The organism is Streptomyces sp. 17_S59, assembly GCF_056930295.1.
This window is the reverse complement of the sequence record NZ_JBXOWD010000001.1, coordinates 923258-946541: the sequence shown is the minus strand read 5'-3', so window position 1 is coordinate 946541 and position 23284 is coordinate 923258. Positions and strand designations below refer to the sequence as shown.

Sequence of the window (23284 nt, the reverse complement as noted above, 5' to 3'; positions counted from 1 at the left end):
GCGCCTCCTTATTCGTTGAACTGGTTGGCTTCGTAGACGCCGGAGAAGACGATCGACGCGCGGGGCGGGAACACCAGGAGGTAGTCCAAGCCGTCGCGGAGCGAGGTCGCGGACTGGTTGGTGATCTTCACTGTCTGGCCGCGATGCCCGGCCCACGCCATGCCCGTCAAGGCGGCCATGTTGGGCAGGCCGCTCCGCTCGTCGAAGTTGAGCAGGTAGCCGGTGAACGCCTGGCCGGTGCTGCCGTTGAGCGGGACGGGGAGCTGGAAGGACAAGGCGTCCTGCTTGGTGCGGATCTCCGCGTCGGAGTCGTTGCGGTAGTCCACGGAGAACCAGCAGGTGTTCGGCGCGATCCAGCGCCAGCGGCCCCGGCAGACCAGGCCCTTCGGGTCGCTGGCCGCGTTGATGAGCTGCGGCGTGTACGTCGACGACTTGCCGAGCGTCATCGACGGCACGAGACCATCACGGCCCCGGAAGAGCTCCTGCTGCACGTGGCGAGCATCCGAATCGAGGTCGTACACGAAGGTGCCCACGGGCATGAACGCGGCAGAGTCCCCGGCGTTCCACGGGAAGGCCACCGGGTTCGGCATGTCGAAGGGCGCCCGGTTGAAGGGCTCGACGCGACCGTTGGCCCGGGGCACCTTGAGCTCGTGGATCACCAGCTCCCACTCCTGGCCGGCCTTCCGCCTGGGCTGTACCGCGATGGGATTCGCTGAGGGCTGGCCCTGGACGACGGTCATGTTGACCGAGCCGCGGGGGATGTCGGCCCGCAGCACAACGGTGTCCCGCCGGTCTTTCGCGGGGTCGAAGTTGGCGCCGATGTCGAAGGCGATCGGGGCGTCCAGCCGGTAGTAGAACCCGCCGACCCACGCCTCGCCCGGCGAGATCTCCACGGTGCGGTCGCCGACGACCTTGATGGCGAAGGGGAGCGCGGCGCCGGTGTAGGAGCTGCTGGTGAGCCTGGTCGCAACGCGATCCCCGCCCCACATCTGCGCCATGGACTGCCAGTCGGTCTGGCCAACGGCCTGTCGGCCACCCCCGGCATTGTCCTTCGTGAAAGGAAAGCTGATCTCTGCCAATTACATCCTTGCTTCGAGCTTGCGCAGTTTTTCCCGCATTTCGAATACGGTCTTGTAGAGATTCAAGGGGTCGCCCATGCCCTGCTGACCGACCTTCGGGGCGACCGACACGGTCCGGCCCCCGTCATCGACGGTGATGGTCACCTCGCGCACGATGTCGCTGTATTCCTCGCCATCGATAGCGATCGTGACTTTGTCGCCCACGAAGTAATCGACCCCGAAACGTGTTTGCGGGGTATCGATGGGATAGACCTGGAAATTGCCAGCCTTCTCGCCCTCCTTGAGAGCGGCGGCAGCAGCATCCTGGACGGCCTTCACGTAGTGGGCGAGCATGGCCTTCTTGGCCCCTTCGACGGCAAGCGCGAGACCCGCCTTGGCCCTTGTGGCTGCTGCTGTAGTTGCGGCCAGCTGCGCCGAGGCTTTCGACTTCTCCGCTTCGGTCTTTGCCTCTCGCGCTGCGGTCTCCGCGTCGGCCACGCGTTTCTGCGCCTCGGCGTCGGCCTTCTTCGCATCGGCCAGGGCCGGCGTCCACTCGGCGCCGTCCGGGCCGGTGCCCAGCTCCTCGGTGCCGTCGCTGTTCTTGCGCAGAACCAACTCCGGTTCGCCGCGGGCGTCTGTCCTCAGCGGGATGTCACGTCGGTCGACGAACTGCTCGGCGACCAGGCCCCACTGCTGCTCGCCCTCGGTGTCGACCTGCTGGTGGAGGTAGCGATCCGCACCCTGTCCCTGGCAGGCGACGATGGCGCGGGTGACACGTGGGGCGGTCAGGGTCCAGACGGCCTCACGGAGGTTGCCGAGCTCCTTGGAGAAGCGGACGTGCCGCGAGAGGTCCCGGGGCTCGAAGATGTCCAGCTCGATCTTCTTGCGCGCCGGGTTCCACAGGAGGCGATAGCCGATGCCCTTGTCCTGGCACCACTTCTCGGCGGCGGTGCCGAGGTTGTCGTACCGGAGGGTGCCGCTGACGTCGCCGCCGATCTTCGGGTTCGTGCCGACATCGACGCCTTCGATCCTCCGGTCCGGCAAAGCCCGGTTACCGAAGGCCAGGTCGCATTCGACCCACAGGGCCTGCCCGGCCGGGCCACCCACAGGCCGGGAGTCCTGGCCCTTCCACTGCTCTGCCACCGGCAGCGGGCCCATCTGATCGGTACCAGCCCGCGTGACACCGGGGAACGCGAGGTAGCCGTACACGATTTTGTTGTCGCACTTGCCACCGACGTACAGGCTGCCCGGACCGGTGTGCTGGGCGTTGGTCCAGTACCGCTGGAACATGTCGATCTGGCCCGTGAAAACGGGAGTGGAGACGCCATCTTGATAGATGGCAATTCCGCCGCCGCGTTGCAGCAGTTCGGCCTGCTCGGTGCCGGCCTTTACGAGAAGCTGCCAGGAGCCTTGCTGGCAGAAGCGGACAGTAAATCCAGCTTGATCCAGGTGTCCAGCTCTCCGACGAGATTCAGGTTCCGGTCACGGACAAATATTCGGTACGCCAAATAATTAGTAGCTTTCGTAACGGGGCTTGATGGTCATGGTCAGCGAGGCGGAACCACTGCCGGGCACCAGCTGCACGCCGATACGCGAAGAGCCAGAGGGCAGCGCCCACAGGCCCGGGTTCGGGTCGAGTGCCGGCCAGAAATTGCGGCCGAGGTCGTCACGGACCGTCTTGGCGCCCGGCCGGGTGTCGATGCGCAGCGTCCGGCCCCCGGGGACGACTTCCCCGGAGCCGGGGCCGGGCCCGGTGATGCCGAACGACTGGTCGCCGTGCGACAGGGTGAAGGAGCGCACGGGGCCCTTGATCTCCCACACCGGCCACGCCTGGGTGTCTCCCGGGTTCAGCACCGGGAGGGCCGTGTCGGAGACCACGCCCGCGTTGAGCTTGAGCGGGAAGAGCGGTCCGGTGTCGCTGAGGAGCGGCTGGCCGCCCCCGAAGGTCCACTGGACCACATGGAAGTTGTCACCGTAGAAATAAGGGTCGGGGGCCGTGAGCTGGATGCCGTAGCGCGCCCAGCGAAACCCTGCGCTGTCCTCGCCTTCGTTGCCCTCCATGCCGCCCTTGTAGAAGCAGGTCAGGTAGCGGGGCGGTTGGCCGGACTCCTGGATGCGCAGGGTGCACGGACCATGGTCGGGATTGAGGGTGCGGACCAGCTTCCGCTTCAGCTGCCGGACGGTGTACCGGTCGATGCCGTAGAGGAAGACCGGGATCATGATCTCCCGGGCCGCGACCCGGGAGGACCTGACCGTCGACCCGGCCAAATTGGGGCTGACGTCGAAGTACGTCTCGACCGGGGGCATGTCGAGGCCAGTGGCGCCGGCCTGCATGAAGATCCCCGGCCAATGACGGCCGGAGAAACCGGTGAGAGGGATCTCCCCCTCACCGGCCCCACCAGTGATCGACACGTAGGTGTGCCCCCAGGACATCGGCTGGGGAGGACTTGGCGGAAGCAGCGGGGGCTGCTCCGTCTTGAAGTCCCAACTTGCCGGAATTGGCAGGGGATCACCTTCTTTCGATCAGTGTGCGGACATTGCCTCCGCGTAGCGCATCGCGCGCAGCACGGCCTGCGTGGTGTCCTCGGCCTTGGCCTCATGGATGTGGATCTCGTAGCGAGGCCCAAGTAGGTCCCGCGTCTCCCCGTGGGGGTAGACACGCTCGCCCCCGCGGAAATTGACCAGCTCCGGCCCGCGCTCGCCCACCAGGGCAAGACCCGAGGCGGCCGAACGAGTCCCCGTCCAGTAGCCCTTGGGCGGGAGGTCGGGATTCGCCTGCTGCACGTTGGAGATGTCGCCGTAGCGGTCGCGGATGTAGTTGATCGCCGCAGCCACGTTCGCGATCGGATCGAGGATGTCCCAGCTCGTACCGGGCTGGTGGTAGGCCCGGAAAGTGGAGCCGATCACCTGGGCGAGGCCCTTGGACGGATCACCGGAGGCAGCGTTGCTGTCCCAGTTGTTCACAGCCCTCGGGTTACCACCCGACTCCCGCATGACGAGCGTCACCAGGCCCCGCAGCCACGCACCACCAGAGACTCCGGTGGCACGCATCGCGGCCTGAATCCACTCGGTGAGCTGCCCGGACCCGACGCCCCCGCCCCCGTCGAAGAGGGACTGCGGGATGCTGCCCGGCCATGGGTTGAACGAGGGCCCGGAGTCGGCAACCCCGCCCTTCGGCCGCAGTGCCGCTGTCGCGGACCGGTTGTACCCGCGGCTGTGCTTGAGCTGGTTGGACTCGTTGCCGCCGATCGTTTCGTCCGGCCCCACCAGGACGTTGATGTGGGCGTCACCGCCGTAGGTGAGCAGGTCACCCGGGCGAGCAGACGCGACGGGCACATGCTGCATGGCCGCGTTCCACTGCGCCACCGCCGGCCACCGGTTCCCCGGAGCGCCATGCGGCGAATTGCCATAGGCGGCATTGGCGCCCGCCCGGTCCACCACGTACGACACGAAGTCCGCGCACCACGCCTCGACCGTGCCGTTCGTGTACTTCGCGCCGCCGGTCGCAGGGGCCTCGGTGGCGAACTCCCGCCGGGCGACCTCGGCGACCTTTCCCCCGCCGCCCTGGTGGTCGTCGAGGTACTTGCCCCACGCCTTGGCCCAGGGCTGAGCCTTACGGAGGTCGTCGGCCGACAAGCGGCCGACCGTCGCGAACGAGGAAGCGATGTGCTTCAACTCCGGCTCAACGACCTCGGACCAGCCACGTCCGACGGCCTCTTCGTAGCCCGCGTACGGCTCGTCCTTGTGCTTGTCGACCCACGCGCCGCCGTTGACGACGCCGCCATTGGCAAAGACGTTTCTGCCCTTGCGAGCAGCGGCGTTCCACTCGTAGATCGTCTCCACGCCCAGAGCGCGCACGACCTCCGGACGGAGAACGCCCTCACCGGGGCTCAGCACAGCCGGCACCCGGTCGATGCCCGGGGCGTACCCCGGAACGACACCACCGGTTGAGTAGTGCAACGCCCTCAACGGCGCGTCGGCCCCGGCGAGCTTGGCCATGGCGCCGAGCATCGGCACCGCACCGGAGTTGTACGGACCCTGGATCGTGGAGCGGGTGGACGCGTCCACCGCGGCCATGGACGACGACCAGGAGGTGCGGATCGCCGACGAGGAGGAGTCGAAGGTGCTCCGCAGGGTCCCCAGCCCCGACTGGAGCCGGGCGAACTGTCCCAGGCTGCTCGAGGTCGCCGTCGATACGCGACCCTGCACGGTGGACCAGACGCCGTCATGGGTTGTCTGGAAGGCGCGCTCTGCGGAGCTGAGCGGGCCAGCGAGGTGCTGTGCCCACCGCTGCTGCGCCGGTCGGATCTCTCCATCGACGGCGGAGCGGATGCTGGAGGAGATGGCGCTCCACGACGCGTCGGCCGCGGCCTGGTGCTCGCCGACGGCCTTGGTCATGCCCTCCAAGGCAGCGCGGATGCGCTGGGCGGCGGACTCGACGGCTTCGGCATCCGGAACCGGCGTGATGGCCGCAGTCGTGTCTTCGCCGGACCTCGTATCAGGAGTGTTGGACCTGGCGAGGGTGCCGTACTTTGCGCCACGGTTGAGACCGAGCACGGCCCGGTGACCGAGTGCCCGTACGGCCTCCGGCCGCAGCACCGCTTCCCCCGGGCTCAGACGAGCGTGGACGACGTCGCGCCCAGGGCTGTAGCCGGGGACGATGCCGCCGTCCGCGAAATCGAACAAGCCCTTCGTGTTGGGCATGGCCTCGCGGGCCCTCTCCCAGAAGGACTGGAAGACCTCCTCGGCGAACTCGGAGGGGTTGTTCACGATGTCCTGGACGGCCTGGATGCTGTCTTCGACACCGTCGATCATTTCGGTGAACATCACCTTGAGGGCATCGATGCCCTCGCTGAGTACCTTGGCGGGCCCATCCGTGGCGATCTTCTTGGCCAGGGAGCCGATTTCTTTCGCGGTCTCCCAGAGGCCGCCGAAGAGGTCCTGGATCATCTTCCAGATCGACGCGGGATTGAGCATGTGGCCCATGAACCGCTGGCCGCGCTGGGCGATGTTTCCCTCGCCCTTCCAGATGTCGTCCCACGCGTACTGCGAGGCGGTCGGCGCCACAGCACCGGCCACCAGGCCGATGATGTTGCCGATGCCGGTGGGCGCGGCCCTGAGGAGGTTCGGCACGCGGTCGACGACGAAGGTCCGCATGTTGTCGAACCTGTTGAGCGCGGATCTGCCTGCTGCGTCGCCACCCTGCCGGGCGCCCCACGCGCGCAGGTTCTGCCCCGTGTCACCGCCGACCCCCGCACCGGCCCGAGCCATCAACAGGCCGCCGTCGAAGGCTCCGAGGGCAGGGCCCATGTTGATCGACGACCACAGCTCATCCAGGATGCTCAGCGGCCACGGCCCGCCCTTGCGGGTGCCCTTGCCCGCCGTGCCCTTGGCATGCCGGGAAAGGTGTCCCCTGGCCGCGGCGGCGTTCCACGCGTTGATCGTGGTCGCACCGAGATGGTGCGCGACCTCCGGTCTGAGGATCGCTTCACCTGGGCTGAGGATCGCGGGGATGCTGTCCACCCCGGGGGCGTAGCCGGGGAGCACGCCGCCCATGGCGTGGCCCTTCGGCTTGCGCCTCTTGCCCTCCCCGCCACCGCCGCCACCGGTTCCGCCGTTGGCGACGTTGACCGCGATGATCTTGGTCTCGAGTCCGCCGGCCTTCTTCTCCGCGTTCTCCAGAGCGTCGCGCAGAGTGCGCACCCTGTTCGTGACCTGTCCCAGGCCGCGCCCGTTGACGTCCTTGATCTTGGAGTTGAGGTCCTTCGCCTGGCTGGACGAGCCCTCGATGGCCGGGGTCAGGGAGCCCGCGAACTTCTTGCGGAGGGAGGCGAGGCTGCGGTCGTTGAGGTCGTTGACCTCGGACTTGACGGCAGCGACGCGGCTCCTGGCCGTGTCGGCCTTGTCCTTGAGGTATTCGACCTGCTGACGGACCATTCCGAGCTTGCCGTCGTTGAGGTCACGCACAGCGGCGTGTACCTGCTTCACCTGCCGCTCGGACTCGTCCGCACGCCCGGACAGCGCCTGGAACTTCGCGGCGATCTCGCCGAGCCCGGCCTGGTTGAGCTGCTGGACGCTGCGCTGCGCGGATTCGATCTTCTGGTTGGCGTCGCGGGCGCCGGCCTTGACCGACGTGCCGACCTCGCCGCCCAGCTCGGTCGACAGGCGCGTCAGCGGCAGGTCGTTCAGCGCGCGGACGGCCGCCTTGACCGTCTCGATCTTCCGGTCCACCTCGCGCAGAGCGGCTTCGGCCTGCTCGGTGTTCAGCCGCAGGGCCTCGGCACGGCTGTCCTGGCCGCGGGCCCGGTCCAGGCCCCGGCGGGCCAGGGAGCGGTTGTCGCCGTCGTGGTAGTCGGCTCGGCGCTCGCGGTAGGTGGACAGGTAGTTGCCCCGGCCGGCGCGTACGCCTGCGAGGGCCTGATTCGCTGTACGGGCGACGCCACGCGTGCCCTTCGCCAGGCCACCGACCATCCTGAACAGCGGCGAGAACGCCTTCCCGACCTTGCCGAAGGTCTTCGTCGCCATACCGATGGCGATCGACAGCGGCCCCAGCACGGCGGCCACCTTCGCCGCCTTGACGACGACGGACTTGATCTCCGGGTTGTCGTTCAGGAATTCAGCGGTCCACTCGACCCCGGTCAGGAGGATGTGGAGCGCCCGGACGAAGTTGCGGATCAGGCCGCCGGACAGCTCCTGGAAGCCTTCGTCGGCGAGCAGACCGTCGAAGCGGTCGATGAGCTTGTGGACGCTCTCGCCCAGCTCGGTCCACTCGAACCGGCCGGTCTCCGGGTTGAAGTCGCCGAACATCTTGCCGAAGTTCAGCTGCGCCTGTTCCTTGACGGACTGGAGATGTCCGCCGATGGAACCGGTGCCCAGCGTCTCGGCGGTGCCCTGAACGCCTTCCCGGGTGTCGTAAGCCTTCAGGAAGTTGTTGAAGAAGCTCTTCGACGAGATGCCGGCGCCGCGCTCCTGGACCTTGGCCAGGAACTCCTTCGCTTCGGTGTCCTCGTCGTCATCGGCCTCTACTTTGAAGCCCGCCATCTTGGCGAGTTCGTTGATGGGAATGCCGGTGCCGCGCGAAAACTGCTTCAGGCTTCGCGTGTTCAGCTTCGACATGTCCATCATCATGTCCGCCGAATACATGGCGCTCTTGACGCGCTCCGGGTCCATGACGCCGTACGAGGCAGCGAAGTCCGCGATGGCCCGGATCAGCTTCTCGGACTTCTTCAGAGAATCCGAGGTCGTGTTGCCGTAAGACTGGAAATTCCGCGTCAGCTGCTGGAATTTATCCGTCATGTCCTCAAGCGAGAACGGCGTCTTAACAGCGAAGTCCTGGATGGACTTGATGGATTCGGCGACATCCTTGTTGTCGAACCCCGCACGTTCCAGTCCCCGGGAGGCGAGGAACTGCATATCGGCGCTTTGGCTACCGATCTTCGTCATGTAGCCCGCCGCCGCAGCGAGCGGCATGACCAAGTTCTGGGTGAGCGTCCGGCCGATCTGCTCGACGTTGGTGCCGAATGTCTCGGTGTTCTGGCTCAGCGTCTTCCAGTGCTGGCTGGCCGTCTTCGTGCTCGTACCGGACTCCCGGACGAATGCCCGGAGCTGCGCCTGGTTGCTGGTGATCGTGTTGGCGTACTCGCGACGCTGAAGGGCCAGCTGGCGCAGCTCATCTTGGAGCGCGGCTTTGCGGCTCTGGATCGCCGAGCGCTCCTCGGCAACACGCTGCCGTGCAGCAGCGGCCAGGTCCCGCTCCGCCTGCCGCTGCTCGGCGGCGGATTGTCGCGCGGCCTGCGCGACCTCCCGTTTGACCTGGCGAACTTCGGCGGCCAGGGCGCGTTCCTCGGCCTTCTCGGCCGCGATACGTCGCTGCGTTTCGAGTGTCGCCTGGCGCTCTGCGGCAGCCTGCTCACGGGCCCGGTTCTGCTCAGCGCGTATCCGCTCCTTGACCGCCTGCTGGTCGAAGCGCACCACGTCGGCGACGGCCTGCTTGGTGGCCCGGCTGGTGCCCTCCAGCATCTGCTCGCGGAGCAGGTGAAGGTTGCGGAACATCCGCAGCTGCTTGCCGGCCTCCTCGCCGTGCACCTTGGTCAGGTGCCGCTCCATTTGCCGGAGCTTCGCGCGGGAGTCCACCGCCTCTTTCTCGACGGCCTGTCGGGCCTGCTTGGCATTGCGGGAGACGGTGGCAGCGGCCTGCTGACCGAGCTGTGACAGCTGCCGGGTCAGGTCGGTGCGCATCTTCGTGACAGCCTCACGGCTGATCAGCGGAAGAATCTCGATGTAGCCGGAGCCCACCCGAATTGGGGCCCTATTCATAGCCACAGGGCCTCCTACAGGTTGCTCATGTCCGCCAGGAACGCGGACAGTTCCTCACCCGATGCGAAGCGGGGGGCGGGTTTTTCAGGCTCGGCTTGGCCGGGACGCCGAATCGGCTCCGGCGGGGTGAGGCCATCACTCTCTGAGGAGTTGGCCTTGAGGAAGTAGAAGTTGGCCAGCTCCAGCGCATCGGAAACACGGGCCGTCAGGTGCTCTTGCGCGGACCATGTGGCCGATTCGTCGAATGCGGTCAGCAGGGCGGAACGTCCGGGCCTGCCCATTAGCGCCTTGATCAAGACGCTGACGCGGCGGAGGGAAAGCCCTCCGCGCCACACGTCGAGGAGATCGATGCCGAAGTGCTCCAGCAAATCGGATTCAAGCTCGTCGGGGTACTGCTGTATGACGCGGAGGGTCTGAATTAGTTTCCCGAGTCAGCCTGGCCGGCCGCCACGGCCACCTTGTCAGCGAAGACGGCGAAGTCCTCGAAGGTGCTGTCCTTGTGGGTCTTGTACATCTCCCACTGGACCGCGCCGAGGATCAGGCGAACGGCCTCGATCTCGTCCTGGGCCTCCAGGAGCGCGATGGGCATGCGACGCGGCGCCGGGACGGTGAACTTGAGGCCGTTGTGCTTGAAGGTGGTGGGCTTGTCCAGCGCCTCCTTCTTGGCGGTCGGCTCGGCGGTGGCGGGGGTCTTGCTGGTGGTGATGGTGGTGCTCCAGGAGTACGTGCTGAGGGGGAGGGGGCCGGGGACAGGGCCCTCCCCGGCGGGGGCGTTGAGGGCTTTAGGCCGTCTTCGGCTTGGCGTCGACGACGAGGGCACCGGCGGCGGCCTCGGTCGTGCCGTCGCTGGCCTTGATCTCGTAGCGGCCTGCCGGGCAATCGCTCGCTACGGCGAGCGGGATGCGTGCGTCGCCGCGCTGATCGGTCTGGCTACCGGTGGCCGTGATCTTGTCCGTGCCCGTGGTCACGGTGATCGAGGAGCCGGGCTTGAATCCGGTCACGCTGACGTGCGTGGTGTCGCCCGGGGCTGCGGTGTCCGACTCGAGGTCGGCCGAGGCCACCCGCGACGGCGGAGTGCTGGTCTCCCTGAGGTCGTCCGTGGTGAGGACGTAGCCGAGACGGCCGGAGGAGTCCAGGGCCTCGATCGTGAGCTCGTACTTGCCGCTTTCCTGGCGCTGGAGCTGGATGGCGCCGCGGTCGGCCACCATTGCGCGTTCGATGACGGCTCGGTTCTGCACGCCGGCCTGGCCCCAGTCGACCACCAGCGAGATTTCCTCAAGCTGAGGTGTCGAGGACAGGTTCAGGCGCCAGGTGCCGGGGATTTCCTTCCAGCCTCCGTTGCCGTCCTTTTCGGTGGCCTTCTCCCACTTTGCGCCGTAGAAAAGTTCGGTCGTGGCGAGGTTCGTTTCGACGAAATTCGCCTTGATTTTGAAGCTGGCTTCCTTAATGTTGTAAAGGACTGGCACGGCTGCCTGCCATACCTTGACGGGATCGCTGGAAATTTCGGGCGTGATGGTCACCCCGCCCTCGTCTACATACCCGAGAGGGGTATATCCATCAGGGGTTACGCCCTTGACGCCGCACGAGGTAGGCGGGTTCGGCTTTGGGCCGGTCTTTGGGATCGCCGCGAAATAGACCGCACCCTCGGGAGCGAATCGGATGCGTCCAGCGTCGTTGCCATGCTTGTCGGCGGCTATGGGAACTCCAGGTTCTAGAGAAATAAAAAAGCCCCCGGGAAGGGGGCTGTGAGAGAGGTCGTCAGACCTCTATGAAGAAGAGGGCGATCTCGCCGCCGTAGACGTGCTCCCGGGACACCGCGTCGGGCAGATAGCGGGGTGAGCTGATCTCGGCCACGTCGAGGAACTGGGCATCGGCGACGACGACGCCGGGGGCGCGTTCGAGCAGTTGCTCACGCAGCGCGTAGGCCAGCGCGACAGCTTCGCTGCGGTCTGGGTGGATGACGCTGTACTCGATGTCGGCCCTGTCAGCCCGGTCGCGGACGCGCCGGAACCCTCCACTGTGCTCCAGATAGATCGCGATCTCGCCAGGTTCGCGGCCGACCAGGTCCCCGGTCACGTACTTGCCGATGCCCGGGGCCCCGCGAAGGTGGGTGGCCAGAAGGCCAACCGGGTCTTGATTCACTCGTCCCTCGCTCGTTCCAGGGCGCGCTTCAAGAACCGGTTGCCGCGGTGTCGACCGCCCTTGCGGTCCTTCCAGCCGCCGTCCAGGTCCTGCCACAGAGCGTGGAAGACCCGCCGGTCCTCTTCGACCACGACGTTGCCGCGCCATCCGGTGGCATCCATCGCGACGGCCGCCGAGATGTTGTTCTTGATCGCGGTCCAGTCGTTCTTCGTCATGCTGGCGCGCGGTGTCAGTCCCACGGCCACGGTCCTGATCGTCTCCGTGTGCACGGTGACCAGGCTCCGTACGCCGTGGGAACGGAGCACGTCCCGCTCCCAGGTCTTGTTCAGCTCAAGACGCACGCGGGCAGCAGCCATCAGTGCTCCACCTCCCACGCGTTGACGCGGACGTGCCGAAGGCCGCCCGAGCCCCACACCATGGGGAACCCATCCACCTCGTACCAGCGGTCGCCAATCAAGAGCCGGTCCGCGGAGTCCACCACCACACCGTGGGACAGGTAGACGCGAAGACGACGTTGCGCGGTCTCCCGGGCTGGACTACGGACTTCGAAGCTGCGGTCCGGCTGGACCGAGGCCGGTCCGGACCAGACGCGTGTCCGATCCGGTGGCAGGGACCAGTCCCGTTTGCGCGTGTAGCCGGAGGCAACCAGAGGGGCCCGGTGCACCTCGACGTGGTCGGGGAGTATTACGGGCCCCACCTCGCCAGCGAGATCGAGCCGAGCTTCGGCCGGTACCGCTTCAGCGCGGCCCGGGACGCCGGAGACAGAGACTGGGCGGACGCCGCCGCGCCATACGTCACCTCAACGTCGCCGGTCCGCTCACTCAGGACACCGGGCTGCATGGCCAGCCACCGGATCACCTCCGAGCAGATCACCGCCTGGATCGCCGGCGCGTCGTCCCGGTATCCCGAACCGCAGTAGTCCTGCACCAGCGCAGTGGCATCGCGGATGAACGCCTCGACGCGAGGCTGCTCGCCGGGGTCGAGGTCCCGGCCGAGCCGCACCACGATGTCGGGGGGAGTGACGGCCAATGGCTACGCGGCCAGAGTGAAGTCGGCCTGCGTGAGGCGCCGCTTCTGGTCGGCCTTCACGTTGTGGTCGGCCACGGCCTTCTCGACACCCGTGGCGACGAGCAGCTGCTCGGGCCGCACAACCTTGGCGTCGTAGATGACGCGCGACTTGATCGCGTCGGTGAAGGACTTCTCCGGCTTGTATGCAGCCATCTCCGCGAACGGAATGACGAGGCTCGTCGCCGCGGTGCTGCCCATGAACATGTCCACGCCGCCGAACGCGTCGTGACGGCGCCCCTTGACCAACTTGGTGTCGGCCGGCCGGGCCTTGCCCAGGGTGTTGGAGACACGCACGGGGATGCCGAGGATGGTGCCGATGACGCCGGACGGCATGACGGCGCTGCCGAAGTGCGAGGCGTCGATGAACTTGGGGTCACGCAGCAGCAGCGAGCGCAGGCGCGGAGAGATGAAGAGATACCTCGAGTCGGGCGCGTTCTTCAGATCCAGGTTCTCCAGCATCGCCACGACGTAGTCGTACGGGCCGATGTACTCGGACTCGCGGGCGCCGAGGTCGCCGTAGCCGATGGTGTCGATCTTGCCGTGGAGCTGGCCCGGGGCCTGGCCCTCGACGGGCGTGCCGTCCACCTTGAGCTCGACGCCGTTGAGGTCCTTGCCGTCCACGGCTGCGGTAATGGTCTGCGCGAGAACGCGGTCGATGACCACGGCGGCCTGTCGGCCGCGCTGGCGCACCAGCTCGGACATCAGGTCCACACCGGTCTTGGTCTGGAGCTGGTGGATCTTGTCGATTTCGATGTGGAAGCTGGAGCCCTTGGCGACGGTCATCTTGATGTACTCAAGCGCGGCATGATCCTTGCTGCCGATCTCGCCGTACGCCTTGACCATGCCCTTGTCTTCGACGCTGTCCACGAAGTGTGGGATACGGACGACGTCGCCCTCGCGCCGGAACTCACCCTCGAAGTTGCGATTCGTGATCTCGGCGGACCCAAGGACCAGGGAGTCTTCGAGGTCCTGGAGCAGCTGTGCTGTCCAGATTTCCGGGATGAAGTGCCCGCTCGTGCTCTGAAGCTTGCCCGCTCCGGGGTTGTTCCCAGCCTGTGTCTCAAAAGCCATAAATCTCCATGAAAAAGGCCGCCCACGGGCGGCTGGTCAGGGGTAAAGGGGGAGGGAGGGCTACGCGTTGTAGAGGAGGGCGTTCAACTTGCCCGCCTGGCGTGCCTCGGTGATCTCGCGAGGCGACATCCGCGAGAGGTCGTCCCGGCTGAGCTGGTCGGCAGCGGGTCCTCCCTGACGGCCGAGCCCCAGTCCCTGGGCGAAGGCCGGCGTGCGCGCGGCGGCCGGGAGCGAGGAGACGAAGTCAGAAATCCGACCGGAGTCCGGGGCGCCCCCCTCGCCCACGAAGGCGTCCAGGCGGAGGAAGTCCTGGGCGGGCAGCTCGACGCCGGCCACCGCGGCGTGCGCCCGGAGCTCGGCGTGCACGAGCTGGTGGGAGATCTCCACCATCGCCGAGGTCCGCCCCTCCTGGCGGGCCGCCTCGACAGCAGCCTCCGCCTCTGCCGTGCCGGTCTTCCGAACGGCCTCCAGCTCCTCGGACAGCGCCTGGTACCGCGACCGCAGAGTGCCGATCTCCGCCTCCATCGAGGCGGCGTCAGCGGCCCCGGTCGGCTGGGCCGCAGCGGAATCGGCGGGGTCGTGGGTATCGGTCATCGGATCGTTCCTCCGGAGTGGTCGAACATGCTAGGCCGCCTTCGCGTAGGCGGACTGGCTCTTACGGGCGGAGTTTCCAGAATTCCCCTGCGGCGCCTTTCGAGCGGCCTTCTCGACCTCTCCAGGCTTACCTGCGGGGGCTTGGAGCGCGGCCTTCTCCGCCTGCGTCTGGTACTTGTCCGCGCGCTCCATATCGGCCTTGGCCTCCTCCTCCAGCATCGCATCGAAACGCTCAATCTGCTGGGGCGTGTATCCGGCATCTGCCCAGAGCTGCCGCTTCGGCACATCGAGCATCTTGAGCTTCAACAGCGCATCAATATGCTGCGCCTCCGTGCGGTTCTCCGGGTCACGCCACATGACTTCGGCGTCCCAGGCTTCGGCCCTCTCCTTGTCGTGCTTGACGAGGAATGCCAGCCGCATGACCTTTTCCCACGACTCGCCGAAGTGGAGCATTCGCTCTCTGGTTTTGGAGATGAGGCCGGCCTCCGCCGAGGTGATGGCCTCGCCGCTTGGCGCCTGGCCTCCGTTGAGGAGGAAGTAGTGGAAGGGGATTCGGCTGATGCTCGCCATGTGCTGGACGAGCATGTTGATCAGGTCGACATAGTTCGAGAGGTCGGCAGCATCGAATTGACCCCACTTCGTGTTCGGGTCCTCGGCTTGCAGCAACTTGTCAACTGCGACCCGGAAGGGCTCTATCGGGACGCCGTTGGAGTCCTCGATGATCTCAAGGCCACTGACCCAACGCTGAGGCCATGCTGCATACTCGGACGCCACGAGCGCGTCGCTGGTGACCTTATTGATTGCGTCAGCTATAGGGATGATGGTGGCCAGGTCCGATACAGGCTCGCCAACCAACCGACTCCGGTTGGCGATCGGCACCACCGGCACGACGCCCAAAGGATTGGGCTGCGACTCAGTGAGAGTGAAAGTCAGCCCGTCCGGACTTCCCGTGTGGACTCCGTCAGCCAGCCACAGTGTGCAGTGGGACCTGCCCCAGTCATCGAAGAAGAACTTGGCCGCAGCCTCAAGATCCCGGCGGCTGCCGGGCTTGTACTGCACGACGGTGGTCTCGGCCGACTCGATACTGATGACTGGCTCGCCGTCCTCGTCGGCCCACACCACCGCGTATGCCGTGCCCTGGATCATCGCGTCCAGGTGTGCCGAGTTCGACTCGGCATCGAGGAAGTTCCGCTGCCAGATCTCGCGGGCTGCCTTATCAGCGACCGGTTCGTCTGTCAGGCGAAAACCATCGATAGCCAAGCGCTCGTTGACGGAATCCGCGATCAGACCGCAAAAGTTGTCGTTCCACTGCTCGAAGACGCCAGCGAACTCGTTCTTGTACTTCGCCTGCGCGAAAAGCATCCGCTGGTGGTCGCCGTCGTAATAGGCGCCGTACTTCTTGTAGAGGCCGATACGAGAACTGAGCTTGGAATAGAGGAAGTCCATCCACTGCTGCGGCGTTTCTGGACGACCGCCGACATTGGCGGTGCCACCGTCCGTAACAGCAGTCATGAGGCCCCTTTCTGCGCAAGGGGCCTTACTCAGAACCCGACAACTCGCCTGCGCTGGCTGTGTAGTCGACCGTCGGCAATGGCATCCGCCCGTCCCTCAAAAGCCAGGATGGCGCACACCGCGAGGTCGATCTTACGTTTTGATCTTGGACTGTCTTTTTGAATGAGAGTCCCCTGGGGCACCTCTCTGGTCACTGCGTTCAGAACATGCCGGGTGAGACGCGGATCTCCGTCATGCTTCAAATCGCCGACGGCCGCTGCCGAGTGGAATCGCTCGATGGCCTCGCACATACGGGTTGGCCGGTTGGTCCAATATTCGAAGACGCGATCGTCGCCGAACTTCAGGGCCCACCTTCCGACGGCTTCTTGAAAGAACGGGGGGTCGCAGTACGCCCACGCCACGTCGTAGGTGTCGAAGGCCCGGTTGATGGCAGCCTCGACGGCGAGGACGTCGACCTCCCACTCTGGAGGGGCCTTCTCGGGCTTTTCCCACACGTCGATGACGAACAGCCGACCGTCACGCAGCCTGCAACCGACCACCCCTGTCGCATCGTTGAAGAGGCTCCCGTCGAAACCGATGCTGATCTTGTCGCCGGGCTTGATGGGGTCGGAATGGTCGACGCACGCGTCCCAGACGACCTTGTCCATCCACGAGCCATCGGAGGAGAAGATCTCGTCCAGGTAGAACCTCCTGGCGTTCGCCTCAGAGGTTCGGGGGTCCTGGATGGCCTCCACCAGGCCGTCGATGTCGACCCACGATGAGTCGCCGTACGCCTCGACCAGACCGGCCCGCAGGGCCTCGGCATCCTTGAGGTCGATGCCGGGCGGCGCTTCGAGACAGTCGTACAACAGCCCCTTCGACCCGGCGAGATGCGCTTCATGGGTCCGCTGGGCGACGCTGCCCTCGCTCGGCGAGTACGCGTTCGTCGACTCCAACAACCTGCTGCCAGCGCCGGAGGTCTTGCGGACGTTGCGGTCCAGGACGTCGTATACGTGAATGCCCTGATTTGACTCGACGAGGTGGTGGGATTCGTCCAGACATACGAACGTCTGACGGGCGCCTTCCAACCCTCGGGAGGAAGCGGTCACCGGCCGGATCGAACCGGGCCGGCCGCTCTTGAACTGCACGAGCGTCTTGCCGATGTCCAGCCGGAACTCCCGCTCCGCCGGACTCTCGGCCAGCATGCCGCGGATCGCGTCGTAGACATTGGCTGTCTGGTCGATCGACGTCGCCGCCAGGTTCACCAACGGCAGCGGCACGGGCTTCCCGATGGGGTGCAGCTCCTGGCCGACGTGCGGCACGCCGCCGCAGGAAGCACAGATTTCACCCTCGGCCGCCCAGTGCGAGAAACGGCACGGGCCGATGAACTCAATGATGCACAAAGCCGCCAGGAGCGGACTTTTGCCCCATTAACCACCCCTTGGAGCGCCGCAGGCACCCCGAGGAGTAGGCCCACCTCCCCCGCTCATCGACTGCGAACCAGTGGGCGAGAAAACGTATCTGCTCGTTGCTGAACCGCCAGGGAGCGCCCGCGTTCGCACCGTCGGGCTGGACGATGAAGCGCTCGGCCCACGCCAGGATTTCCCAGGCCAGGGTCCGCTCGGGCAGCCACCGGGGGATGTTGCCGGTCTGCGGCACACAGCCCCCTCACTGACCTACGGGGCGGTGAATGCCTGCCTGTACCGGTCGATGCTCGTGACCCCGCGCGGGGGTTCGCTGGTCTCTTCGCGCTCTTCGCGCGCCTGCTGGTCGAAGCTCATGCGCAGCCGTGCCCTGTCCTCGGTCGTTGCGCCCCACCGGCCAACCCGCTGCCGGATCTCGCCGGCCAGCTTCGCGTCGCCGAGGTAGAAGGCGTCCACGAGCTTCACGGTGATCTCCAGCTCCGCCCAGTCCGTCTCGGCCCAGCGCTGGGTCTGCGGGGCCGTCGCCCAGGTCTTCCAGAAGCGACGGGCGCCAGTGGTCTGGATGCCGAGTGACTTCGGCAACGCCCGGCCTTCGACGGGTTCTTCGGACAAGGTGTGCGTGCCGAGCGCATGCGTGGTGTTCCTACGGACAGCATTCGGCTTCGGGGCCGGTCCGCGGCGTGCAACCACTACAGCCTCACCTCCGCGTCGATCCCGTAGACGTCGGCCAGGTCCTCAAGATCGAGCCGTGCGTCCCGGTGCCACTGCCGGGCCTGCGCTGCTCGCGGCGTCCGCTGCGGGATCGCCGGGGGGAAGGGACAGGTGCAGCGGCGGCAGAGGCCGTCGCAGTCGGCGGACATGGTGGGCCTCCTCCGGCTGAATGAATTAATGAATGCGTCGGCTCAGTGGCCGGTGCGGTCTTCGTGGGTCTTGAGGCGATGGCACGACCGGCACAGGGTGCGGAGGTTCCGGAGGTCCCACGTGCCGCCGCGGGCGACAGGGACGATGTGGTCGACCTCAAGCTGCTGGCGACTCCCGCACTGCTGGCAGGTGAACCGGTCGCGGGCCAGGGCACGGGATCGCCGCGTGGCCGCGTCACCGGGGCGGTTCCGGTTCCGGGCGGAGACGTTGCTCCAGTTGTGGGGGCGCCGGTGGCTCACGCAGCGGCCCGCGCGCTGGGTCACGGAGGTGCAGCCGGCCACCAGACAGATCTGCTTGGCTCTGGGTATGGGGTGCACCTCCGCGACACGTATTCGAGGATCACCGTGCCGGTGATCTCTGGAGCCCCGGAGGTTGCGTATCTGGCTCCGGGGCTCCCTTTCTCTCTGGATCTCTGACTGGAGAGACTGGCTCGATCAAACAGGAGATCAACAGAGAGAAGACTTGAAGTCTTCTAGCTCATTCTTAAAAGTCATGCCTTTGTGTTCGACCTCGTTTCACTCGGTCTCACTATTAATGTCGGTGTCCGAGCATGCGGCGCCGGACACCAAAAGTTGAAAGTGAGAGGCAGGTCACAGGTAGGGGTCGGGGTAAGGGTGCAAAGTTGACCGGTACCCCACAGCGCGAGTAGCGTGGTTGGAGATCACGTAGCAACCGGGGCACCCGGCAACCGACCACCGGAGGACCCGTGCCTTTCGACATCCTGCCCTCAGTAGAGGTGCTGCTAGAGCTCTACTACAGGGAAAACCTGGATCAGGTGCAGATCGCCGAGAAGTTCGGCGTCAGCAAGCAGGCGGTGTCGGCGGCCATGTCCGGCTACATGACGAAGACCCCGGCAGAGAAGGTCGCGTCCCTGATCCCCTGGGAGATGGCGGACGGCGCGCACCACCGCAAGTATGAGTCCAAGAGGGTCAAGGCACTCATGCGCCGCCGCATGATGGATACCACGCTCTCCGTGCAGCAGAGGAAGTGGGCCGCTGGCATCGCCCAGAAGCTCCAGGACCATGTCCTCCTCTACGACGGGAAGTCGCCCGACGGCTTCAAGTGGGACGACCGAGCGGCCAGCGATGGCCAGTTCTTCTTCCGGTGGCCACAGGGCGTGGAATTGCCGACCGCCGAGAATGATCTCAGTTTGATCATGATCAAGCTTCCGGCGGAGGAGAAGAAGGAACGGCTGGTACTGGAATTGGCCATCACCAAGGTTGACGAGGGGATGGACGAGGAGGCTGCGGTGAAAGCGGCCATCGCCGAGGTCGCAGAGCAAAGCTGATTCATTCAGAACGAGCCGCTACCCAAAATGGGTAGCGGCTCGTTGCTGTATGCCTGGTCAGGTTGCGGTCACAGCCCGCCCCAGCCGATCGAGACCGACGGAGCGGCCGGACGGGTCTCGTAGGCGACGCCGGGGCTGCTCGGGTCGGGCCTGGTGGGGTCAAGCATGATCTTGCCTGTGGCCTGACAGACGCGGCCTTCATTCACGGCCACGTGGGCCCAGATCGCAGTCGACAGGTCGTGCACAGCCCCAACGAGGGGCTTGAGCTGACCCGACTGCACCAGCTCGCAGAGCGCTTCCATGGAATCCATGAGGTGGACGGGGTAGTCGGGGTCCGCAAAGAGGGTGCGGAGCCAGAAGCCCCTGATCGTCTTCGACTCGGCGACCAGCGGGTCCAGGAGCATGGGGTCGTACTTGCCGGAGGCGCAGCCGAACACGGCCATCCTGCCGCGGGGGGTGAGCGCCTTCAGGCTCGGCGCGAGGGCGGGGCTGCCTGCCACGGCCAGGGCGGCATCGAGACGCCCGCCAGCGGCTTCCATGATGCGCTCGTCCAGCTCGTCGGCAGTCGAGGAGTCCACCACGGCGTCCGCGCCGAGGTCACGGGCAAGCTGCTGCCGGGACTCGCCGGCCTCCATGGCGATGACGCGGATGCCTTCGGTCTTGGCGAGCTGGACCGCCAGCGAACCGAGTCCGCCGGCTGCTGCCGGGACGAGGACGGTCTCTCCCCGCTGGAGGTCGAGCGTCGTAAAGAGGAGGTGGTACGCAGACTGGCCCTGGAGCGTCAGCACGCACGCCTGCTCGTCGCTGACGTCATCAGGGATGCCCCAGGTCAAGTCCTTCGGTGCGAGCACCTTTTCCGCGTACGCGCCGTGGGGCACCAGGGCGGCCACTCTCCGGCCGTCCGACGCGACGCCTACCACCTCGCAGCCGGGAATGAGCGGGTACCCCACGGGGTCGAGGTAGCCGTTCTCGCGCATGTGGAGGTCCCGGAAATTGACGCCGGCTCGCGTGACGCGCACCAGCTCGAAGCCGGGCGTTGGCTGAGGATCGGGTACCTCGGCCAGCTTTAGGGCCCCAGGGTCACCCGGCTTCTCCACCAAGATCGCACGCACTCAAACTCCAGCTGTAGTTGTTCTCAGCCGAGAATCCTATCTGGGATTCTTTCAGGACGTAAACGGATCTTCATGAAAGCGTAAAAAGATCTTCAAGTCAAGATCCATTGCGTCATGCATGCAAGATCAATATGAGGCCGCCTCAGATCGCTTTTTGTGATCTTCCTCGGGAAATCTGGTACGGCGTCACGTCAGGGGGCCTGGTGATCGGTTCATCGGTGGCGTGTGTAAGATCGTGCTTGACCGGTAACCCCAAATCGGGGGGTTGATCATTTCTTCCTCCCTCTGCCCGGAGAGGCACTTCATGCTGAAAGGCGCCGTGATGGAGCGCCGTCGTGTGGTCCTGGATGACAGCCTCATTTCGATGGCTGACATGCCGTTCGGGAACTACACCCTTGCCCTGCTGACGACGGGCATCATGATCACCAAAGCACGGTCGGGCGACATCACCTGTTACCGGGTTTTCACCTCGGACCTCACCGATGAGGACGACATGGCAGAACTGGCTGAGTTCGAGCACCGGCATAACGTCTCGCTCGCCCGGAATGCCATCACCTTTGAGTATGTCGCCTGCCCTCATCCTCACCTGCCAGGAAGCACCTGGCACACCCACCGCCTGATAGTCCGCACCACGGATGGAGCCGCTTGAGCATCGAAACTCAGCCCCGAAGCGTCTCGCAGACGCAGCAGTGGGAGCAGTGCGGCCACAGGTTCTATCTGCAACGGATTGAGCGCGTCCCCACCCTGAAGGCGTCGTGGAGCCACCACGGAACCGCCTTCCATGCCGCGGTCGAAGCTTATGAACTCTCGCAGCGCACCATGAGCGCCGACGAGGCCGTGGACCTCTTCAGCGACCGCTACAGCACGCTGGTGAACACAGACCTGGAACAAGAGCCCGACACGGACAAGTGGCTGGCCGCCGGCCTGCCTGGCGGTGACGACATCGAACGCCGCTACCGCCTGGGGCAGGAACAGGTGCGCAGCTACGTCGAGTGGGCCGAAGCGCACCCGACGAAGACCTGGAAGGCCCCCGGCGAGGACAAGCCGGCCGTCGAGCTGTACTTCCATGTCAACTTCGGCGGCGTGAATGTCAGGGGCTTCATCGACCAAGTCATCGAAGAGCCAGACGGCACACTGCGCGCCCGTGACTGGAAGACAGGCACGACCAAGAGTCGTTTCCAGTTGGAGACTTACTCCGTGGCCCTTCGCAAGGCGTATGGCGTCGAAGTGAACCGGGCCGACTGGTATCTGGCGAAGAGCGGGGGCCTGAGCCGCCCGCTGAAGATGGACTCCGTGACGGAAGAGCAGGTTGCCGCACGCTTTGTCGCGATGGATGAAGGCGTCAAGGCTGGCAACTTCCCTGCCAAGCCCGGCTTCCAGTGCCGATTCTGTGACGTATCACACGCGTGTTTTTTTAAGCCAAAGTTGACCGGTAACCTAAGATAGGTAGTCGTGAGAGAGTCCGCTCAGGCGGGCTATTTTTCGGCCCTAAACTTGACCGGTAACCGAGTGGGAGATAGAAATGTACTCGCTTTCGCAGGCCGTGAGGGAGAAGGGTGCTGCTGGCGAGCCGCTTCCGAGCCCCTTCAAGGGCTTGACCCGCCTGGAGGCTGAATTCCGCCGTGGCGAGCTGTCGGTCGTGGCCGCAGCCGGCGGCACCGGCAAGTCTGTCCTGGCCATCAACCTGGCCGTGCAGTCCAATGTGCCCTGCCTGTACTTCAGTGCGGACAGTACGGCCGCCACGCAGCTCAGCCGAGCTACCGCCATCATCACGGGTGACGACAGCAAGGTCATCAAGCGCAAGCTGCACGACGGCGATTTCGCCGAGTACGCGCCAGCACTCGCCCAGCGCTGGTGGATTCGCTTCAACTTCGAAGCGCGCCCCACTCCGGCCACCTTGGAGCTGATGCTCGAATGCTTCCGGGAGGTATTCGGCATCTACCCGCACCTCGTGGTGCTCGACAATCTGAGCAACGTCGATGCCGGCGCGGTGGACTCCGCGGAGTCATACACCTTTGGTCTTGAGGGGTTGTGTGACTACCTGGCGGAAATGGCGCGCGAGACGCACGCCCACGTGATGGGCATGCACCACGTCGTCGGCGAATACTCGGACGGTCTCAAGCCCATCCCGCAGAGCGGACTTAGGGGAAAAATCAGCCGCGTCCCCTCTCTCATCCTGACCATGCACAAGGAGGGTGACGGAATGTCCGGCAGGACCCTGAATGTCAGCGTGGTCAAAAACCGGGAGGGCCGGGAGGACAGTTCGGGGGAGACGTATACCGCCCTCGAGTTCAACCAGTCGAACATCCGCATCCGCGATGTCGAGCACGCCTTTTAATTTTCCCTCAAACTTGACCGGTAACCTAGATGGTGGTTAGTATGGGAAGCGTAGGATCAAGGAACAAGGCAAAGGGTTACCGCTTCGAGCGGGAATTCGTCGATAATCTCCTCGTCGAGTTCGCCGAATACCCGGAAGTCGCTGCACACATCGAACGGCATGGCGCTGTCTACGGCGTCAACGACCGAGGCGACATCCGCATGGGCCCGATTGCCTGGGTGTGGGAGCTGAAAAACGTTCAGCGGTTCGACCTCGCAGGCTTCATGAAAGAGCTCGAACGCGAGATCCAGAACCACCCCAACGCCGAAAACGGCGCAGTCGTCATCAAAGCCCGCATGAAACAGGCGAAGTACGCCTACTCAGTCCTCCCCGCTTGGCGGCTCGTCAAGCTCCTGAAAGAGAACTACGACCTGAAACGCCAACTTCAGGTCGAACGAGACATACGGAAGAACCGTCAGTGA

The 23284-nt window shown here is 65.6% G+C and carries 24 protein-coding genes; 5 read left to right on the top strand and 19 right to left on the bottom strand.

The annotated features are described in order from the left end of the window. Positions 1-8: 8 nt before the first annotated feature. The 18 genes from AC1Z4A_RS03945 to AC1Z4A_RS03860 all read right to left on the bottom strand — a co-directional run bounded on the left by AC1Z4A_RS03945 (position 9) and on the right by AC1Z4A_RS03860 (position 18324). Entirely contained in the window at positions 9-998 is a 990-nt protein-coding gene (locus tag AC1Z4A_RS03945; RefSeq protein ID WP_483676416.1) for a hypothetical protein, read from the bottom strand. A gap of 81 nt (positions 999-1079) precedes the next feature. Continuing rightward, positions 1080-2507 (bottom strand): siphovirus ReqiPepy6 Gp37-like family protein, encoded by a 1428-nt coding sequence (locus AC1Z4A_RS03940; RefSeq protein ID WP_483683499.1) that lies wholly within the window; start codon positions 2505-2507, stop codon positions 1080-1082. 63 nt (positions 2508-2570) lie between these two features. Then, a complete protein-coding gene (locus AC1Z4A_RS03935; RefSeq protein WP_483676415.1) occupies positions 2571-3392 on the bottom strand; it encodes a phage tail domain-containing protein in 822 nt (273 codons plus the stop codon). 189 nt (positions 3393-3581) lie between these two features. After that, positions 3582-9374, bottom strand: coding sequence for a transglycosylase SLT domain-containing protein (locus AC1Z4A_RS03930; RefSeq protein ID WP_483683498.1), 5793 nt, complete (start codon positions 9372-9374; stop codon positions 3582-3584). A 14-nt stretch (positions 9375-9388) separates the two neighbouring features. Then, complete coding sequence (locus AC1Z4A_RS03925; RefSeq protein ID WP_483676414.1) at positions 9389-9742, bottom strand: hypothetical protein; 354 nt, start codon at positions 9740-9742, stop codon at positions 9389-9391. 50 nt (positions 9743-9792) lie between these two features. Next, positions 9793-10194: a hypothetical protein gene (locus AC1Z4A_RS03920; protein ID WP_483676413.1), complete on the bottom strand. Its 402-nt coding sequence runs from the start codon at positions 10192-10194 to the stop codon at positions 9793-9795. Beyond that, a complete protein-coding gene (locus tag AC1Z4A_RS03915; protein WP_483683497.1) occupies positions 10157-11071 on the bottom strand; it encodes a phage tail tube protein in 915 nt (304 codons plus the stop codon). Before AC1Z4A_RS03915 ends, AC1Z4A_RS03920 begins: the two co-directional genes overlap by 38 nt. Positions 11072-11132: 61 nt before the next feature. Further along, positions 11133-11450 (bottom strand): hypothetical protein, encoded by a 318-nt coding sequence (locus AC1Z4A_RS03910; protein WP_483676412.1) that lies wholly within the window; start codon positions 11448-11450, stop codon positions 11133-11135. A 62-nt stretch (positions 11451-11512) separates the two neighbouring features. Continuing rightward, a complete protein-coding gene (locus AC1Z4A_RS03905) occupies positions 11513-11872 on the bottom strand; it encodes a hypothetical protein (RefSeq protein WP_483676411.1) in 360 nt (119 codons plus the stop codon). Between the two features lie 328 nt (positions 11873-12200). Next, entirely contained in the window at positions 12201-12545 is a 345-nt protein-coding gene (locus AC1Z4A_RS03900; RefSeq protein ID WP_483676410.1) for a hypothetical protein, read from the bottom strand. Between the two features lie 3 nt (positions 12546-12548). Next, on the bottom strand, positions 12549-13655 hold the full coding sequence (locus AC1Z4A_RS03895) for a hypothetical protein (protein ID WP_483676409.1): 1107 nt from the start codon (positions 13653-13655) through the stop codon (positions 12549-12551). Between the two features lie 60 nt (positions 13656-13715). Continuing rightward, positions 13716-14249 carry a hypothetical protein gene (locus tag AC1Z4A_RS03890; RefSeq protein ID WP_483676408.1) on the bottom strand — a complete coding sequence of 178 codons (534 nt, stop codon included), beginning with the start codon at positions 14247-14249 and terminating at the stop codon, positions 13716-13718. 30 nt (positions 14250-14279) lie between these two features. Further along, positions 14280-15761, bottom strand: coding sequence for a phage portal protein (locus AC1Z4A_RS03885; RefSeq protein ID WP_483676407.1), 1482 nt, complete (start codon positions 15759-15761; stop codon positions 14280-14282). A 29-nt stretch (positions 15762-15790) separates the two neighbouring features. Further along, complete coding sequence (locus tag AC1Z4A_RS03880) at positions 15791-17143, bottom strand: hypothetical protein (protein WP_483676406.1); 1353 nt, start codon at positions 17141-17143, stop codon at positions 15791-15793. Continuing rightward, the gene (locus tag AC1Z4A_RS03875) at positions 17130-17399 is read right to left on the bottom strand and encodes a hypothetical protein (RefSeq protein WP_483676405.1); all 270 of its coding nucleotides are present in this window, start codon (positions 17397-17399) and stop codon (positions 17130-17132) included. Before AC1Z4A_RS03875 ends, AC1Z4A_RS03880 begins: the two co-directional genes overlap by 14 nt. Positions 17400-17416: 17 nt before the next feature. Continuing rightward, the gene (locus AC1Z4A_RS03870) at positions 17417-17854 is read right to left on the bottom strand and encodes a phage terminase small subunit (protein ID WP_483676404.1); all 438 of its coding nucleotides are present in this window, start codon (positions 17852-17854) and stop codon (positions 17417-17419) included. Next, on the bottom strand, positions 17854-18024 hold the full coding sequence (locus AC1Z4A_RS03865) for a hypothetical protein (protein WP_235482016.1): 171 nt from the start codon (positions 18022-18024) through the stop codon (positions 17854-17856). Before AC1Z4A_RS03865 ends, AC1Z4A_RS03870 begins: the two co-directional genes overlap by 1 nt. Positions 18025-18066: 42 nt before the next feature. Continuing rightward, on the bottom strand, positions 18067-18324 hold the full coding sequence (locus AC1Z4A_RS03860) for an HNH endonuclease (RefSeq protein ID WP_235482188.1): 258 nt from the start codon (positions 18322-18324) through the stop codon (positions 18067-18069). Positions 18325-18791: 467 nt separating this feature from the next. On the opposite strand from AC1Z4A_RS03860, the gene AC1Z4A_RS03855 reads away from it, so the two are divergent. Continuing rightward, positions 18792-19373 (top strand): MarR family transcriptional regulator, encoded by a 582-nt coding sequence (locus AC1Z4A_RS03855; protein WP_483676403.1) that lies wholly within the window; start codon positions 18792-18794, stop codon positions 19371-19373. Between the two features lie 68 nt (positions 19374-19441). Here AC1Z4A_RS03855 and AC1Z4A_RS03850 read toward each other — a convergent pair whose 3' ends face one another. Beyond that, positions 19442-20470: a quinone oxidoreductase family protein gene (locus tag AC1Z4A_RS03850; protein WP_483683496.1), complete on the bottom strand. Its 1029-nt coding sequence runs from the start codon at positions 20468-20470 to the stop codon at positions 19442-19444. 319 nt (positions 20471-20789) lie between these two features. Here AC1Z4A_RS03850 and AC1Z4A_RS03845 point away from each other — a divergent pair, with 319 nt between their 5' ends. The 4 genes from AC1Z4A_RS03845 to AC1Z4A_RS03830 all read left to right on the top strand — a co-directional run bounded on the left by AC1Z4A_RS03845 (position 20790) and on the right by AC1Z4A_RS03830 (position 23284). Further along, on the top strand, positions 20790-21134 hold the full coding sequence (locus AC1Z4A_RS03845) for a hypothetical protein (protein WP_483676402.1): 345 nt from the start codon (positions 20790-20792) through the stop codon (positions 21132-21134). Beyond that, positions 21131-21931 (top strand): RecB family exonuclease, encoded by an 801-nt coding sequence (locus tag AC1Z4A_RS03840; protein WP_483676401.1) that lies wholly within the window; start codon positions 21131-21133, stop codon positions 21929-21931. The genes AC1Z4A_RS03845 and AC1Z4A_RS03840 overlap by 4 nt, the downstream gene beginning before the upstream one ends. A 76-nt stretch (positions 21932-22007) precedes the next feature. Beyond that, positions 22008-22823 carry an AAA family ATPase gene (locus AC1Z4A_RS03835; RefSeq protein ID WP_483676400.1) on the top strand — a complete coding sequence of 272 codons (816 nt, stop codon included), beginning with the start codon at positions 22008-22010 and terminating at the stop codon, positions 22821-22823. Between the two features lie 41 nt (positions 22824-22864). Then, on the top strand, positions 22865-23284 hold the full coding sequence (locus AC1Z4A_RS03830) for a hypothetical protein (protein WP_483676399.1): 420 nt from the start codon (positions 22865-22867) through the stop codon (positions 23282-23284).